This is a genomic window from Pseudothauera lacus, from assembly GCF_003034845.1.
GTDB classification, from domain to species: domain Bacteria; phylum Pseudomonadota; class Gammaproteobacteria; order Burkholderiales; family Rhodocyclaceae; genus Pseudothauera; species Pseudothauera lacus.
Map to the genome: position 1 here is coordinate 135,782 of NZ_PZKC01000010.1, position 14,520 is coordinate 150,301.

Annotated in this window: 12 protein-coding genes; 8 read left to right on the plus strand and 4 right to left on the minus strand. The window is 67.9% G+C overall.

The features are described 5' to 3' along the window. Window positions 1-79 precede the first annotated feature (79 nt). Genes C8261_RS12800 through C8261_RS12830 form a run of 7 tightly spaced genes read left to right on the plus strand, consistent with a single transcriptional unit; the run spans window position 80 to window position 7,619 of the window. Window positions 80-829 (plus strand): hypothetical protein, encoded by a 750-nt coding sequence (locus C8261_RS12800; protein WP_107494108.1) that lies wholly within the window; start codon window positions 80-82, stop codon window positions 827-829. A gap of 2 nt (window positions 830-831) precedes the next feature. Beyond that, complete coding sequence (locus C8261_RS12805) at window positions 832-1,524, plus strand: RDD family protein (protein ID WP_107494109.1); 693 nt, start codon at window positions 832-834, stop codon at window positions 1,522-1,524. Next, a complete protein-coding gene (locus C8261_RS12810; RefSeq protein ID WP_107494110.1) occupies window positions 1,521-2,480 on the plus strand; it encodes a stage II sporulation protein M in 960 nt (319 codons plus the stop codon). The genes C8261_RS12805 and C8261_RS12810 overlap by 4 nt, the downstream gene beginning before the upstream one ends. Beyond that, a complete protein-coding gene (locus tag C8261_RS12815) occupies window positions 2,470-4,032 on the plus strand; it encodes a DUF4129 domain-containing protein (protein ID WP_107494111.1) in 1,563 nt (520 codons plus the stop codon). Before C8261_RS12810 ends, C8261_RS12815 begins: the two co-directional genes overlap by 11 nt. Continuing rightward, entirely contained in the window at window positions 4,022-5,293 is a 1,272-nt protein-coding gene (locus C8261_RS12820; protein WP_107494112.1) for a DUF4350 domain-containing protein, read from the plus strand. Before C8261_RS12815 ends, C8261_RS12820 begins: the two co-directional genes overlap by 11 nt. Next, on the plus strand, window positions 5,290-6,270 hold the full coding sequence (locus C8261_RS12825; RefSeq protein WP_107494113.1) for an AAA family ATPase: 981 nt from the start codon (window positions 5,290-5,292) through the stop codon (window positions 6,268-6,270). Before C8261_RS12820 ends, C8261_RS12825 begins: the two co-directional genes overlap by 4 nt. After that, complete coding sequence (locus C8261_RS12830) at window positions 6,267-7,619, plus strand: DUF58 domain-containing protein (protein WP_107494114.1); 1,353 nt, start codon at window positions 6,267-6,269, stop codon at window positions 7,617-7,619. The genes C8261_RS12825 and C8261_RS12830 overlap by 4 nt, the downstream gene beginning before the upstream one ends. A gap of 57 nt (window positions 7,620-7,676) precedes the next feature. On the opposite strand, the gene C8261_RS12835 is transcribed toward C8261_RS12830, so the two are convergent. From C8261_RS12835 to exaC, 4 genes are all read right to left on the minus strand, one after another. Beyond that, a complete protein-coding gene (locus tag C8261_RS12835) occupies window positions 7,677-8,906 on the minus strand; it encodes an NYN domain-containing protein (RefSeq protein ID WP_219905204.1) in 1,230 nt (409 codons plus the stop codon). Window positions 8,907-8,952: 46 nt separating this feature from the next. After that, a complete protein-coding gene (locus tag C8261_RS12840; RefSeq protein WP_107494115.1) occupies window positions 8,953-9,315 on the minus strand; it encodes a DUF779 domain-containing protein in 363 nt (120 codons plus the stop codon). Between the two features lie 75 nt (window positions 9,316-9,390). After that, the gene (gene yiaY, locus C8261_RS12845) at window positions 9,391-10,542 is read right to left on the minus strand and encodes an L-threonine dehydrogenase (protein WP_107494116.1); all 1,152 of its coding nucleotides are present in this window, start codon (window positions 10,540-10,542) and stop codon (window positions 9,391-9,393) included. Window positions 10,543-10,626: 84 nt separating this feature from the next. Next, window positions 10,627-12,147, minus strand: coding sequence for an acetaldehyde dehydrogenase ExaC (exaC, locus tag C8261_RS12850; protein ID WP_107494117.1), 1,521 nt, complete (start codon window positions 12,145-12,147; stop codon window positions 10,627-10,629). Window positions 12,148-12,443: 296 nt separating this feature from the next. On the opposite strand from exaC, the gene C8261_RS12855 reads away from it, so the two are divergent. After that, window positions 12,444-14,366 (plus strand): sigma-54-dependent Fis family transcriptional regulator, encoded by a 1,923-nt coding sequence (locus C8261_RS12855; RefSeq protein WP_235864918.1) that lies wholly within the window; start codon window positions 12,444-12,446, stop codon window positions 14,364-14,366. The last annotated feature ends 154 nt before the right edge of the window (window positions 14,367-14,520 follow it).

Here is a 14,520-nt window from a genome sequence, read left to right on the forward strand (position 1 = left end):
TGTGCATCCGGGCAAGCCAGCTTCCTCCGGCACTCACTCGCTGCATGCCGGACAGTGTATTCGCAAGGGATATCAAATCATGTCAGACATCTACGCCGCGCCTGCGGCCAATCTGGATCTGCCGCGCGACGACGATCCTGAGGCGGGGTCGCTCGAACGCGGCATCGCGGGGGACTACACGTTTACCATCGGCGAGGTCCTGAAGGAGGCCTGGGCACGCAGCGAGGGGGCGAAACTGACCCTCAATCTGGCGATGCTGGCCTACGTCGTGATCTATCTTGCTGCCGCAGGCATCGCGGAGTTCGCCCTCACTCCGTTGATCGAAGAGCAGCCATTGATCATCGCGATCGCTCTCATCATCTTCCAGCAACTGTTCCTGCTGGCGATCGCCTTGCCGCTCGCCGTCGGCATCTTCATTCTCGGCGTGCGCCGCGCCGCAAGTGCTCCGATTGCCGTGGCGCAGATCTTCAACCACTACCACAAGCTGCTGTCGCTGCTGGGCGCGAACATCCTGATGACCATTGCGATCTTCATCGGCTTCGCGCTGCTCGTCATTCCGGGCATCTACCTGGCCATCGCACTGATGTTCACCCTCGCGCTGGTAGTGGAAAAGAGCTTGTCCCCGCTGGCGGCGCTGTCGGCATCGCGCAAGGCGGTGCATGTGCGCTGGTTCCCGATTGCCGGCTTCTGCCTGGTACTGATGCTGATCAACGCGGTTGCGGCCATCCCCCTGGGTATCGGGTTGATCTGGACGGTGCCGTTCTCCGTCATTGCCTGCGGCGTGCTGTACCGGCGGATATTCGGCTGCGAGCCCGAGACCCTCGCTTGACTGTGAGCGAGCCGCCTCTCGACACCCTTCTCGAGGTCGAAGCACCGGAGGGCATCGAGTTGTGCGCCGACCTCGCGGGGCCGGTGCCGCGGGCGCTCGCCTATGCCGTGGACCTGCTGCTGCGCACGCTGATCATTGGCGCGCTGGCCCTCATTACCGCGCCGGTTGGCGGCGCGGGCCTGGGCTTCTACCTGGTGGTGAGTTTCCTGCTGGAGTGGTTCTACCCGGTCTTCTTCGAGGTGTTGCGCAACGGCCAGACTCCCGGAAAGCGTCGCTTTGGCCTTGCCGTAGTCAATCAGGACCTCAGTCCCGTCAGGCTCGACGCTTCCCTGGTGCGCAACCTGCTCCGGGCGGTCGATTTCCTTCCGCTGGCGTACCTCGGCGGTCTGACGAGCATGAGCGCGAGCAGATACTTCCAGCGTCTGGGCGACCTCGCCGCCGGGACCGTGGTGGTGCATCGCGACCATCGCCGTCCGCACGCGGCGCTGCCCGATGCACCGCCGCGGGTGCCCGACGCACCGCTGGGCGTGGAGGATCAGCTGGCGATCATCGAGTTCACCCAGCGCCATGCGCAGCTCTCCCCGGCGCGTCAGGAGGAGCTGGCCGACATTCTTGCGGCGCATACCGGGGTCCACGGGGCGGCAGCGGTGAGCCGCCTGCGCGGCATCGGCAACTGGCTGGTGGGTAGCCGATGAATCAGCAGGACTTCGAGGCCCGACACCGTGAAGAATGGGCCAGGCTCGACGAGTGGCTCACCCTGTCGGCGCGCAAGCGCCCTGCGGATGACGATTTCCCGCGCCGTTACCGCGGCTTGTGCCAGCAACTGGCGCTCGCGCGCAAGCGCCGCTACAGCAGCGGCCTGGTCGCTGAACTCAACGCTCTGGTGCTGCGCGCCCATCATGTGCTGTACGGCGAGCGCGCCAGCGGCGACAACCGCTGGCTGCACTTCCTGCTCGCGGGCTTCCCGCAGGCCTTGAGGTCGAACGCCCGCCTGGTGTGGCTGGCCACGGCGCTGTTCGTGGTGCCCGGACTGGCGCTCGCGTTTGCCTGCCATCTCGATTCCGACATGATCTTCAGCGTCATGTCTGCAGACGAGGTGCGGAGTTTCGAGGCCATGTATGACCCCGCCAACGACAGGTTTGGTCGTGAACGTGGCGCGGGGACCGACCTGACGATGTTCGGCTACTACATCAAGAACAACATCGGCGTGAGCTTCCGCACCTTCGCTGGCGGCATCCTGATGGGGCTGGGGAGTGCGTTCTTCCTGCTCTACAACGGGGTGATGATCGGCGCTGTCGCCGGGCACCTCAATCAGGCAGGCCTGGCGCAGACCTTCTTTCCGTTCGTGATCGGCCACGGCGCCTTCGAACTGACCGCCATCGTGTTCAGTGGCGCGGCGGGTCTGAAACTGGGGGGCGCACTGATCGATCCTGCGGGCCTGCGCCGCATCGAAGCCCTGCGCCTGGCGGCGCGGGAGGCGATCGTGATCATGTACGGGGCGTTCGTGATGCTGGTCATCGCTGCTTTCATCGAGGCCTTCTGGTCGGCTTCGGCGGCACTCCCCGAGCACCTCAAGTACTCGGTCGGTGGGGCGCTGTGGCTGTTGGTGATCGTTTATTGCCTGTTCTCCGGGCGCCGCGATGCAGCTTGACCGCATTGCAATCGCCTTGCGGCCCCGCAGTGCCTGGCAGGCCACCGACCTGGGCTTTGCGCTGGCGCGGCGCTGGTGGTTGAGCCTGTGGCTGGCGTGGTCCGTGCCGGCGGCGCTCGTCTATGTCCCCTTGATCGTCCTGCTGCCTGGCGATTACCTGTGGGTGCCGGCAATCGTGGCGTGGTGGCTGAAACCGGTTTGGGACTCGGTGCCGATCTACCTGGCGAGTCAGCGCCTGTTCGGCGAGCAGCTCAGCCTGCGCCAGGCGTGGCGCCAGTCGGCGCGCCTGCTCGGCTGGTCGATGCTGCCGTGGCTGCTGTGGCGGCGCTTCAGCCCGACCCGGTCGGCCGACCTGCCACTGACCCTGCTTGAGCGTCTTGGCGGTGCCGCACGTCGGCGGCGGATCGCGCAGCTCCACCCCGGCATGGGACGGGTGGCCGCGTGGCATACCATTGCCTGCGTGCATTTCGAGTGGGTGCTGATAATCGGCGCGTTCGGCCTCGTGCGCTTGATGCTGCCCGATGAAATCCCCTTCGATGCAACGGCGTTCATGACCGACGAAGACGACCGGCTGTCGGCCTACCTGTACAGCCTTGCCTCCTTCCTGGCCATGAGCCTCGTTGCGCCGGCGTACACCATGGGAGGGTTCATGCTCTATGTGTGCCGCCGGGTCGAGCTCGAAGGCTGGGACATCGAGATCCGCTTCCGGGCGCTGGCGGCGCGCCTCGGGCGGCCGACGGCAGGTCCCGGCACGGTGGCGGGGCTGCTGGTGGCGAGTGTCCTGGGGCTTGTCCTGGCCGTGGGGTTTGCGCCGCAGGCGGCACTGGCGCAGAGCGCGAGCGCGGCGGAGCAGGCCCCGTCGGCGGACAGTCCGCGTGCCATTGCGCAGGCACGCATCAGCGCGGTGCTCGACGGTGAGGAGTTCAAGCGCAAGGTTGAGCGCACGACGATCAAGGCGCGGACGCCGGGCGACGCGGATGAAGCGGCCGGAGATGACGATGCGCCGGATTGGCTGCTGCGCCTTCTCGCCTGGCTGGCGAAGGGTGGCGACAGCGGCGCGGGCGAGGGACTGGCGACTCTGCTGCGGGTGGTGATGTGGCTGCTGGCGGCGATCGTGGTGGTGTATGTGGCGACACGTCTGCGGCTGTTGCGCCCGCTGCGGGAGAGGATGGCGGCGGGCGAGCTCGCCCCTGCGCCCAGGCCCGATGTTCTTTTCGGGCTTACGCTGCGACCGGACAGCCTTCCCCAGGATGTCGTGGCGACGGCTCTGGCGCAGTGGCGTGCGGACTGCCCGCGCGCTGCCCTCGCGCTGCTCTACCGGGGCGCGCTGGCCGATCTCATGCGCAGGCATCAGGTACCGTTCGAGAGCCATCACACCGAAGGCGAATGTGCGCGTCTGGTGGACCGGTTCGCTCCCGGGTGCGCGACCTTCTTCAGTGAGCTGACGCTGGTCTGGCAGCGGCTGGCCTACGCCCACCTCGTCCCCGGCGAGGCGCTCTTTGAGCGTCTGTGCCTGCAATGGCAGGAGACCTTCGGCAATCATGCGGCTTAGGCTCATCGCGATCATCGTCCTGGTGCTCCTCCTGCTTGCCGGGTGGGGGTTTCATCAGCGCTACGAGTTCGTCACCGAATGGGTCGACGAGGGCCCGGGGCCGCTTGCGCTGCGCGATCCCCTGCTGGCTGCGCGGCGCTACCTGGAAGCAGCGGGCATGGCCGTGGCGGTGGCGGATCGCCAGATCCGCGACGATGCACTGGCCCGCACGGGAACGCTGATCGTCGGTGCCGGCACCGAGGTGGTGAGCTCGCGTCAGGCGGCGCAACTGCTTGGCTGGGTGGCGCGCGGAGGACACCTGATGGTGACCGCCAGCGAGAATCCCGGCGATCCCCTGCTGAGCCGCGTCGGGGTGTCGCGCCTGCCGGCGTTTCGTGCCGGCGAGAGAGAGCGGATCTGTGGCGCTGCGCAGGAAAGCCTGCCGGCCAGCAAGAATGCGCTGCCTCACGAGACAGGGGCTGCAAGTCACGCGCCCAAGCAGCCTGCCGGTGCGGCACGCGCTTCCCGGAAGACCGGGCCCGACAAGCGCGCGCCAGGCCCGCCGGAGATCGTCCTCGCGGATTTTCCTGAGCCGCTGAGGGTGGACTTCAGTCAGAGCCACGTGCTGATCGAATGCGGAAGCCACTCGAACGAGCGCGGCGCCGTAGTGGCGCGTTCTGAGGCCTTCAGCGGCCCCGCGGGCGTTCACCTCGTGCGCTACGGCTGGGGGGACGGATGGATCACCGTGATCGCCGATCAACAGATCTGGCACAACGACTTCATCGGCCGTCACGATCATGCGCTGTTTCTCGAAGCCTTGATCGACGCCCACCGTCCGGTGCTGATACTGCACGGCAGCCCGGTGCCCTCGCTGTTTGCCCTCATCGCCAGGTACGGGAGCGAGGCAGTGCTCGCCGCATCCCTGTTCCTGCTGGCCTGGCTGGTGCGGCGGGGGCGTCGTTTCGGCCCCTTGCGCACGATCGAGATCCTGCAGCGGCGTGCGCTCGGTGAGCACATCCTCGCGGCGAGCCGCTACCGCTGGCGTCACGGTGGTGCCGAGAAGCTTCTCGGTGGCGCCCGGCTGGCGGTGCTGGCGCGCGCACGGCGGTGTCTGCCCGGCCTCATGGACGCCGATCCGGCTCAACAGAGCCAGTTGCTCGCCGAGCATACCGGACTACCCGTCGAGCTTGTCCATGGCGCCCTGCACGCCGACCCCGGCAGGCGGGCGCCGGAACTTCAAACAACCGCAAGCAGCCTGCAATCCCTGTGGATACGACTATGAACTCGCACATCGACAACATTCGCTTCGACGCCGCCATTGCCGCCCTGGCTCAGCTGCGTGCCCGCCTCAACGAGCAGGTGATGGGTCAGACCGCTGTCGTGGACCAGGTTCTGGTCGCGCTGATTGCCAATGGCCACGTCCTCATCGAGGGTGTTCCCGGACTGGGCAAGACTCTGCTGGTGCGGGTGCTGGCGGAGTGTTTTGCCGGCACCTTCCGGCGCATTCAATTCACCCCCGATCTGATGCCGGGCGACATCACCGGCCACGCCATGTTCGACATGCAGGAGAATCGCTTCCGCATGTGCCACGGGCCGGTATTCACCAATCTGCTGCTCGCCGACGAAATCAACCGCGCGCCCGCCAAGACGCAGGCTGCGCTGCTCGAAGTCATGCAGGAGCGCCAGGTCACCATCGACGGCAGCGCGCTGGCGGTTCCGCAGCCGTTCATGGTGCTGGCGACGCAGAACCCGATCGAGCACGAAGGCACGTATCCCTTGCCGGAGGCCCAGCTCGACCGTTTCCTGCTCAAGGTCTATATCGATTATCCGAGCGCACCCGACGAGCTTGGCATTACCCGCAGCATCACGGGCATCGGCAGCGCCCCCCGCGCGGCGTCGCCGGGCCTTGCCCCGCTCATGGATGCGGGCGCGATCGGCGCCCTGCAGCAGGCTGCCGAGGCCGTCGCGGTGGACGAGCAGGTGCTCGACTACGTCGTGCGCCTGGTGCGCGCGAGCCGCAATCACCCGGCTCTGCTGCGTGGTGCCGGCACACGTGCGTGCATCGCCCTGGTCAACTGCGCGCGTGCGCATGCGCTGCTGCGCGGTGAGCGCTTCGTGGTGCCGGATGACGTCAAGGTGATGGCCTTGCCGGTGATGCGCCACCGCGTCACGCTCAGCGCCAGCGCCGAGATCGACGGCCTTGATGCCGACCGGGTGCTCGCCGGCATCATCACCACCGTGGACGCGCCGCGTACATGAGACCGGGGCGGTACCTGCTCCTGCTGCTGGGCCTGTGGCTGGCGCTGGCGCTGGTATTGAGTGCCTTGCGCGTCGCCGCGCCGGAGTATGGCGGCACCCTGGTCGCCGCATGGTGGGCCTGCGGGGCGGTACTGGCGCTGGGGGCGATCTGGGATGCGCTGGCCTGCCCCCCGGCGACGGCCATCGAGGTGGTGCGCGTCCTGCCGGACAACCTTGCGCTGGCCGTGCGCAACGAAGCGCAGCTGGAGGTGCGCAACCTGGGCAGGTGGCCGATCAGACTGGAGGTCGCCGATGATCCGCCCACGCATGTCGACGTCCCGGAGCTGCCCCGCCAGCTCGTCCTTGCTGCGGGCGCGCAGGCACGGCTGAGCTACGGCATCTTCCCGCGCCGGCGGGGGGATGCGCATTTTGGCCGGCTCTGGCTGCGGCGCTACAGCCCGCTCGCCCTGTGGGAGGTGCGCAGCCGCCCGGGGGAGGTTGCCAGCGTTCGGGTCTTTCCCAACTTCGTTGCCGCCAGCCGCCTTGCCGGCATGGATCTGGAGCGTGAGGTGGGCGCAATCGGCGTGCATCTGCGCCAGCGGCGCGGCGATGGGATGGACTTCCATCAGTTGCGCGAATTCCGCGCCGGCGATGCGCTGCGACAGATCGACTGGAAGGCGACGGCACGCTATCGCAAGCCCATTTCGCGTGAGTACCAGGATGAGCGTGATCAGGACATCCTCTTCCTGCTCGACTGTGGCCGCCGCATGCGTGCGCGCGATGCCGCGCTGAGCCACTTCGACCATGCGCTCAATGCCTTGCTGCTGACGGCCCAGGTCGGCTTGCGGCAGGGCGACGGTGTCGGCCTGCTGACCTTTGCTGCGGCGGAGCGCGGTGCCGATGTCGACGGCACGCGCTGGCTGGCGCCGGTCAAGGGCGCCAAGGCGCTCAACCAGCTTGTCCACCAGGTTTATGATCTGCACAGCAGCACGGCCGCGAGCGACTACCTCGAAGCGGCGCAGGGCTTGCTTGAACGCCATCGCAAGCGTGCGCTGGTGATTCTGGTGAGCAACGTGCGCGAAGAGGATGCCGACGACCTTCATGCCGCAGCCACCCTGCTTGCCCGTCGCCACCGTGTGGTCATCGCCAGCCTGCGTGAGCAGGCACTCGACGAGCGCATCGGGGCAGACCCCGAGGGGCTCGACGAGACGCTCGCGGTGCTCGGCACGCTGGATTACCTGAGGGCGCGGGAACGCCTGCTGCTTGAGCTGCGCCAGCGTGGTCTGAGCGTGATCGATACCCTGCCGCAACAGCTGCACGTCGAGCTGGTGGCCGAGTATCTGCGCCTCAAGCGCAGCAACGCGCTATGAGCGCGGCCGCTGCCGCGCCGGGCCGCTTGCGGGCGCGGCAGCGGTCACTGGTCTGACTCAGGCGGCGGTGTCGTCGTCCTTCTTGGCCTTGCGGGTGCGCGTGCTCTTGCGGACGGGCTTCTTCGTCGCCGCGCCGCTGTCGCCCTCATCGGCCACTGCGGGGGCGGGCGCCGGGGCCGCGGCGGTCTCGGTGCTGCCCGTCTTGCGCGGGCGGCGGCTGGTACGCTTGGGCTTTTCCGCACTTGCCACAGGGGTCTCGGCGGGCGCTGCGGCTGCTGTCGCAGCCTCTGCCACCGCTGCCGCCTCGGGTTGAGGCTCGGCCTGGCCATCTTCGGCTGCGGCGTCCTCGCGCTTGTCCTTGCGGGTGCGGCGGGTGCCGCGGCGACGGCTGCCTTCGGGCTTCTCCGCTGCCGCAGGCATTGCACCGCCCTCGCCTGCCGCGGAGGTGTCGGCGGTCGTGGCGGCGTCCGCTTCGGCCTCGACGGTGCGCGCACGGGTGACGTAGGTGCCGGACTTGTCGTCGCGGCCGACCGCCAGCAGGCCGCGCGTGGCGGCTTCTTCGAGAAGGTTGCCGAAGGTGCGGAAGCCGTAATAGCTCTCGCTGAAGCCGGGATTGCGGCGCTTGATCACTTCCTTCAGCACCGAGGCCCAGATGCGCTCGGCGTCGCCGCGGTCGGCCATCAGGTCGGCAAAGGTCGTCGCCACCAGCTCCACGGCCTGGTTCTTGCGCTCTTCCATCTTGGCGCTGCGCTTGGCCTCCTCTTCCGGAGAGCGCTTCTCGCGTTCGCGGCGCTGGCCGCGCCCGGCTTCGCGCTCGCGTACCAGATCGTCGTAATAGATGAACTCGTCGCAGTTGGTCACCAGCAGGTCGGAGCACGACTGCTTGACGCCGACGCCGATGACCTTCTTGGCGTTTTCGCGCAGCTTGGAGACCAGCGGCGAGAAGTCGGAGTCGCCCGAGATGATCACGAAGGTGTCGACGTGGGCCTTGGTGTAGCACAGGTCGAGGGCGTCCACGACCATGCGGATGTCGGCGGAGTTCTTGCCGGACTGGCGCACGTGGGGAATCTCGATGAGTTCGAAGTTGGCCTCGTGCATGGCGGCCTTGAAGCCCTTGTAGCGCTCCCAGTCGCAGTAGGCCTTCTTGACGACGATGCTGCCCTTGGCGAGCAGGCGTTCGAGCACCGGGCGGATGTCGAACTTCTCGTACTGGGCGTCGCGTACGCCGAGGGCGATGTTCTCGAAGTCGCAGAAAAGCGCCATGCTGGCGGTGTCGTTGGTGGCCATCGGGTCGGTCCGCAGGGGTGAAGACAGCAGTATACCGCCGCCCTGCTCAGGCTCCGCGCAATTCGTCGGCCTCCGCGGCGGTGAACAGGCGCGAGCGGGTGATGAAGCTCCTGCCGCTGCCGCATTCGAGCGAGAAGGTGCCGCCTTCGCCGTCGACGGCATCGATGATGAGCTGGGTGTGCTGCCAGTATTCGTATTGTGCGGCGCTGATGTAGAAGGGTACGCCGCCGACTTCGCCGAGGCGGATGTCGTGCGGGGAGATGCTGAGTTCGCCGGCGAGATAGCAGTTGGGGCTGCTGTTGTCGCAGCAGCCGCCGGACTGATAGAAGATCAGCTCAGGGCCGTGGCTGGCCTGCAGCTCGGCAATGAGCCGGCAGGCGGCCTGGGTGGCGGTGACGCGTTCGACCATGGGCGGCTCCGGGAAAAAGGCGGGGGCACGAGGCCCCCGGAATCCTGCAGGGAGGGAGGAGGAGAGGACTGCAGGTCAGAGGGCGCCGCGGAAGATGGCTTCGATATCGGCTTGCTGTGCCGGGCGCGGGTTGGTCAGGCCGCAGGCGTCCTTGAGGGCGTTGGCGGCCAGCGTGGGGATGTCTGCCGCCTTCACGCCCAGTTCGCCGAGGCCTTTGGGGATGCCGATGTCGGCGCTCAGCGCGCGGATGGCGTCGAGGCAACGGGCGGCATTGGCGGCGGCGGTGGCGCCGGCCTCGGCAACCCCCATGGCGGTGGCGACGTCGGCGAGGCGCTCGGCGACGACCGCCGCATTGAAAGCCTCGACGTGAGGCAGCAGGACCGCGTTGCAGACGCCGTGCGGCAGGTTGTAGAAGCCGCCGAGCTGGTGGGCCATGGCGTGGACGTAACCCAGCGAGGCGTTGTTGAAGGCCATGCCGGCAAGGAACTGGGCATAGGCCATGGCCTCGCGGGCGGCGACGTCCTGGCCGTCGGCGACGGCCTGGCGCAGGTTGGCGGCGATCATCGCCACCGCCTTCAGCGCGCAGGCGTCGGTGATCGGCGTCGCCGCGGTGGACACGTAGGCCTCGACGGCATGGGTGAGCGCGTCCATGCCGGTGGCGGCGGTCAGCGCTGGCGGCTTGGCGAGCATCAGCAAGGGGTCGTTGACCGACAGCAGCGGGGTGACGTGGCGGTCGACGATGGCCATCTTGATGTGGCGCGTTTCGTCGGTGATGATGCAGAAGCGCGTCATCTCGCTCGCTGTTCCGGCGGTGGTGTTGATGGCGATGAGCGGCAGCTGCGGCCTGGCCGAGCGGTCGACGCCTTCGTAGTCGGTGATGCTGCCGCCGTTGGTGGCGACCAGTGCGATGCCCTTGGCGCAGTCGTGCGGCGAGCCGCCGCCGAGCGAGACCACGCAGTCGCAGTTCGCGGCGCGCAGACGTTCAAGGCCGGCTTCGACGTTGCCGACGGTCGGGTTGGGTTGGGCGCCGGCGAAGATCGTGCTGGCGATGCCAGCCGCTTCGAGCAGACTGGCCACCCGGGCGGCAACGCCGGCTTTGTCCAGCCAGGCGTCGGTGACGATCAACGCGCGCCGGTAGCCATAGCCGCCAAGGGATTGCACTGCGCTTTCCAGACAGCCCTCGCCCATCATGTTGATGGCGGGAATGAAGAAGGTGCTTGCTGCCATGTAAGGTCCTCGTGATGTGTGCCCGCCCCGCCCGGCCGGTGAGGGCCGGGTGGGGCGGGCCGATGCCGGATGCCCGGCGGTGGCTCAGAAGAAGCCCAGCTTCTGCTCGGCGTAGGACACCAGCAGGTTCTTGGTTTGCTGGTAGTGGTCGAGCATGACCTTGTGCGTCTCGCGGCCGATGCCCGATTCCTTGTAGCCGCCAAAGGCGGCGTGCGCCGGGTAGGCGTGGTAGCAGTTGGTCCATACGCGCCCGGCCTGGATGGCGCGGCCCATGCGGTAGGCGCGGTTGCCGTTGCGCGTCCAGACGCCGGCGCCGAGGCCGTAGAGGGTGTCGTTGGCGATCGCCAGCGCTTCCGCCTCGTCCTTGAAGGTGGTCACCGCGAGCACCGGCCCGAAGATCTCCTCCTGGAAGATGCGCATCTTGTTGTGGCCCTTGAACAGCGTCGGCTGGATGTAGTAGCCGCTGTCGAGCTCGCCGCCGAGACGGGCGCGTTCGCCGCCGATCAGCACCTCGGCGCCTTCCTCGCGGCCGAGCTTGAGATAGGACTCGATCTTGTCCATCTGGATCTGCGAGGCCTGCGCGCCCATCATCGTCTCGCTGTCGAGCGGGCTGCCCTGCTTGATCGCGCCGACGCGCTTGAGGCAGCGTTCCATGAACTTCTCGTAGATCGACTCCTGGATCAGCGCGCGGCTCGGGCAGGTGCACACTTCGCCCTGGTTGAAGGCGAACAGCACCAGGCCTTCGATGGCCTTGTCGAGGAAGCCGTCGTCCTTGTCCATCACATCCTCGAAGAAGATGTTGGGCGACTTGCCGCCCAGCTCCAGAGTGGCCGGGATCAGGTTGTTGGCGGCAGCCTGGGCGATCACGCGGCCGGTAGCGGTGGAGCCGGTGAAGGCGATCTTGGCGATGCGCTTGCTGGTCGCCAGCGGCATGCCGGCTTCGCGACCGAAGCCGTTGACGATGTTGAGCACGCCGGGCGGCAGCAGGTCGGCGATCAGCTCCATCAGCACGAGGATGGAGACCGGCGTCGATTCGGCCGGCTTGAGCACCACGCAGTTGCCCGCGCCGAGTGCCGGGGCGAGCTTCCAGGCGGCCATCAGGATGGGGAAGTTCCACGGGATGATCTGGCCGACGACGCCGAGCGGCTCGTGGATGTGGTAGGCCATGGTGTTCTCGTCGATCTCCGAGATGCCGCCTTCCTGGGCGCGCAGGCAGCCGGCGAAGTAGCGGAAATGGTCGACGGCGAGCGGGATGTCGGCGTTGAGCGTCTCGCGGATCGGCTTGCCGTTGTCGACGGTCTCGGCGTAGGCGAGCAGTTCGAGATTCTGCTCCAGGCGGTCGGCGATCTTCAGCAGGATGTTCGAGCGCGTTGCGGCATCGGTCTTGCCCCACTGCGGGAAGGCGGCGTGGGCAGCGTCGAGCGCCAGCTCGATGTCCTCGGCGGTCGAGCGTGCGGCCTGGGTGTATGGCTTGCCGGTGATCGGGGTGACGACATCGAAATACCCGCCCTTCACCGGAGCGGTCCACTTGCCGCCAATGAAGTTGTCGTAGCGGGCCTTGTAGGCAATCTTGGCGCCTGCGGCGCCGGGGGCTGCGTAGATCATCGTGTCTCCTCGTTATCTGAATGGCCGCTGGCGCCTGCCAGGCGGCTGGAGATCCCTAACAAGCGCCGTGCCAGGGTCACAAGTAATTGACGGACAAGGAAATCGACGATGGAGTGAGGTGTCGGCAGGCGTGCCTGTTACGTTCCATGCGGTGACAGGTGTAACAATCTGGAACACCTCCGGCCCGAGGGTGGCGAAAGTCTTGTATCCGTGCCTGGCCACCCTATACTCGGCAAAAAAGGAGAACCGGCGGCAGACCTGTCGCCGGCATATGAACCGGAGAGGAGACCATCCCGGTGCGCAGCAATTCCCACATGCCCGCCGCGCTGCTGCGGCAGGCCCGGCACAGGCTGCTGGAAAGCGGCGAGCTGCCGGAGCATTCCGTCGACGCCTGCCTGCGGCGTTCGTGGCAACGCAGCCTGGCTGCCGGCCTGTCGCCGACCGGCCGTCTGGTGGCGCCCGACAACCTCAGTGCCGCACAACTGGGGCGCGCACTCGGGCGCAATCACGAACTGCTCGGCCATTCGCGGCCGATCATGGAATACCTCTTCGAGCAGGTCCGCCACAGTCACAGCATGGTGGTGCTCGCCGACAGCCACGGGGTGCTGATCCACACCCTCGGCGATCCCGACTTCCTCGGCAAGGCCGAGCGCGTGGCGCTCACCGCGGGGGCCTGCTGGGACGAGCGTCGGCGTGGCACCAACGCCATCGGCACGGCGCTGGTCGAGGCCGCCGGGGTCGAGATCCACGGCGCCGAGCACTTCCTCGAGCGCAACACCTTCCTGACCTGCGCTGCCGCCCCCATCGTCTCCGCCACCGGCGAACTGCTCGGCATCCTCGACATCTCCGGCGACCAGCGCGGCCGCCACCCGCATACCCTGGGGCTGGTCAGCACCGCCGCGCTGATGATCGAGAACCGTCTCGTCGCCGATGCCTGCCGCCGCTACCTGCGCCTGCACCTGCACGCCGACCCCGCCGGCATCGGCACGGTCGCCGAAGGGATCGTCGCCGTCGCCGAGGATGGCTGGATCGTCGGTGCCAACCGCAATGCGCTGGCCATGCTCGGCCTGGTCAGTGCGGACATCGGCGCCACCCCCATCGAGCGCGTCCTCGACCTGCGACTTGACGACCTGCGCGCGCGCGCCGGGCGTCAACCCCAGCGCAGCTTCCGGGTCCACGGCCGTGATGGGGCGATTCTCCACGCCAGTGTCGAAGGGCAGCCCAGCCGCCCGCTGGCGGTAGTGCAGCAGGGCGCTGCCAGTGCGGGCGACGCCCTCAGTGCCCTCGACAGTGGCGACGCGCGCTGGCGCTGCGCTGCCGACAAGGCCCGCCGCATCGCCGGCAAGGACATCGCCCTGCTGCTGAGTGGCGAATCGGGCGTCGGCAAGGAGGTCTTCGCGCGTGCCGTGCACGATTCGGCGCCGCAGCGCGACGGCCCCTTCGTCGCCATCAACTGCGCCGCCCTGCCGGAGAACCTCATCGAGGCCGAACTCTTCGGCTACCTCCCCGGTGCCTTCACCGGCGCCCGCAAGGGCGGCTACTGCGGCCGCCTGCGTGAAGCCCATGGCGGCACCCTGTTCCTCGACGAGATCGGCGACATGCCGCTGGCGATGCAGACCCGCCTGCTGCGCGTGCTGCAGGAGCGCAAGGTCACTCCGCTGGGCGGCGGCGCCGAGGTCGAGGTGACTTTTGCGCTCATCTGCGCCACCCACCGCGACCTGCCCGCAGCGTGTGCCGCCGGGCAGTTCCGCAACGACCTCTACTACCGTATCAACGGCCTCACGCTGCGCCTGCCGGCGTTGCGCGAACGTACCGACTTCGCTGCCCTGTGCGCCCGCCTGCTCGATGAGCTGGCTCCCGCCGCCCCGCCGCTGATCGCCCCGGCGCTGCTCGAACGCCTCGCGGCCTATGACTGGCCGGGCAACCTGCGCCAGCTAGCCAGCGCGCTGCGTACCGCCTGCGCGATGCTCGAAGCCGGCGAATGCCGCATCGACTGGACGCATCTGCCCGACGACCTGGTCGACGCCCTGCAGGCCCCGCAGCGCCGGGAGGCGCCCGCTGAGCGCCCGCTGCGCCTGGACGAACTGTCACTGGCAGCCATCCGCCGCGCCGTCGACGAGCATGCCGGCAACCTCAGCGCCGCCGCGCGCCAGCTCGGCGTCAGCCGCCAGACGCTGTACCGCAAGCTGGCCCGCGTCTCCCGCAGTGGCACCTATTAACCCGGCAATCAAATACCGTTCGGGCTGAGATTCTATGGTTCTGGTCAAGCACGAGAGAGCCTGTCTGGGTCGAACTGCGTTTGAGTGCGGAACAGGGCGAACGCCGTGCGCAGCAATCGTCTGGCCAGGCAGACCAGGGCGGCGGTGGTCGGTA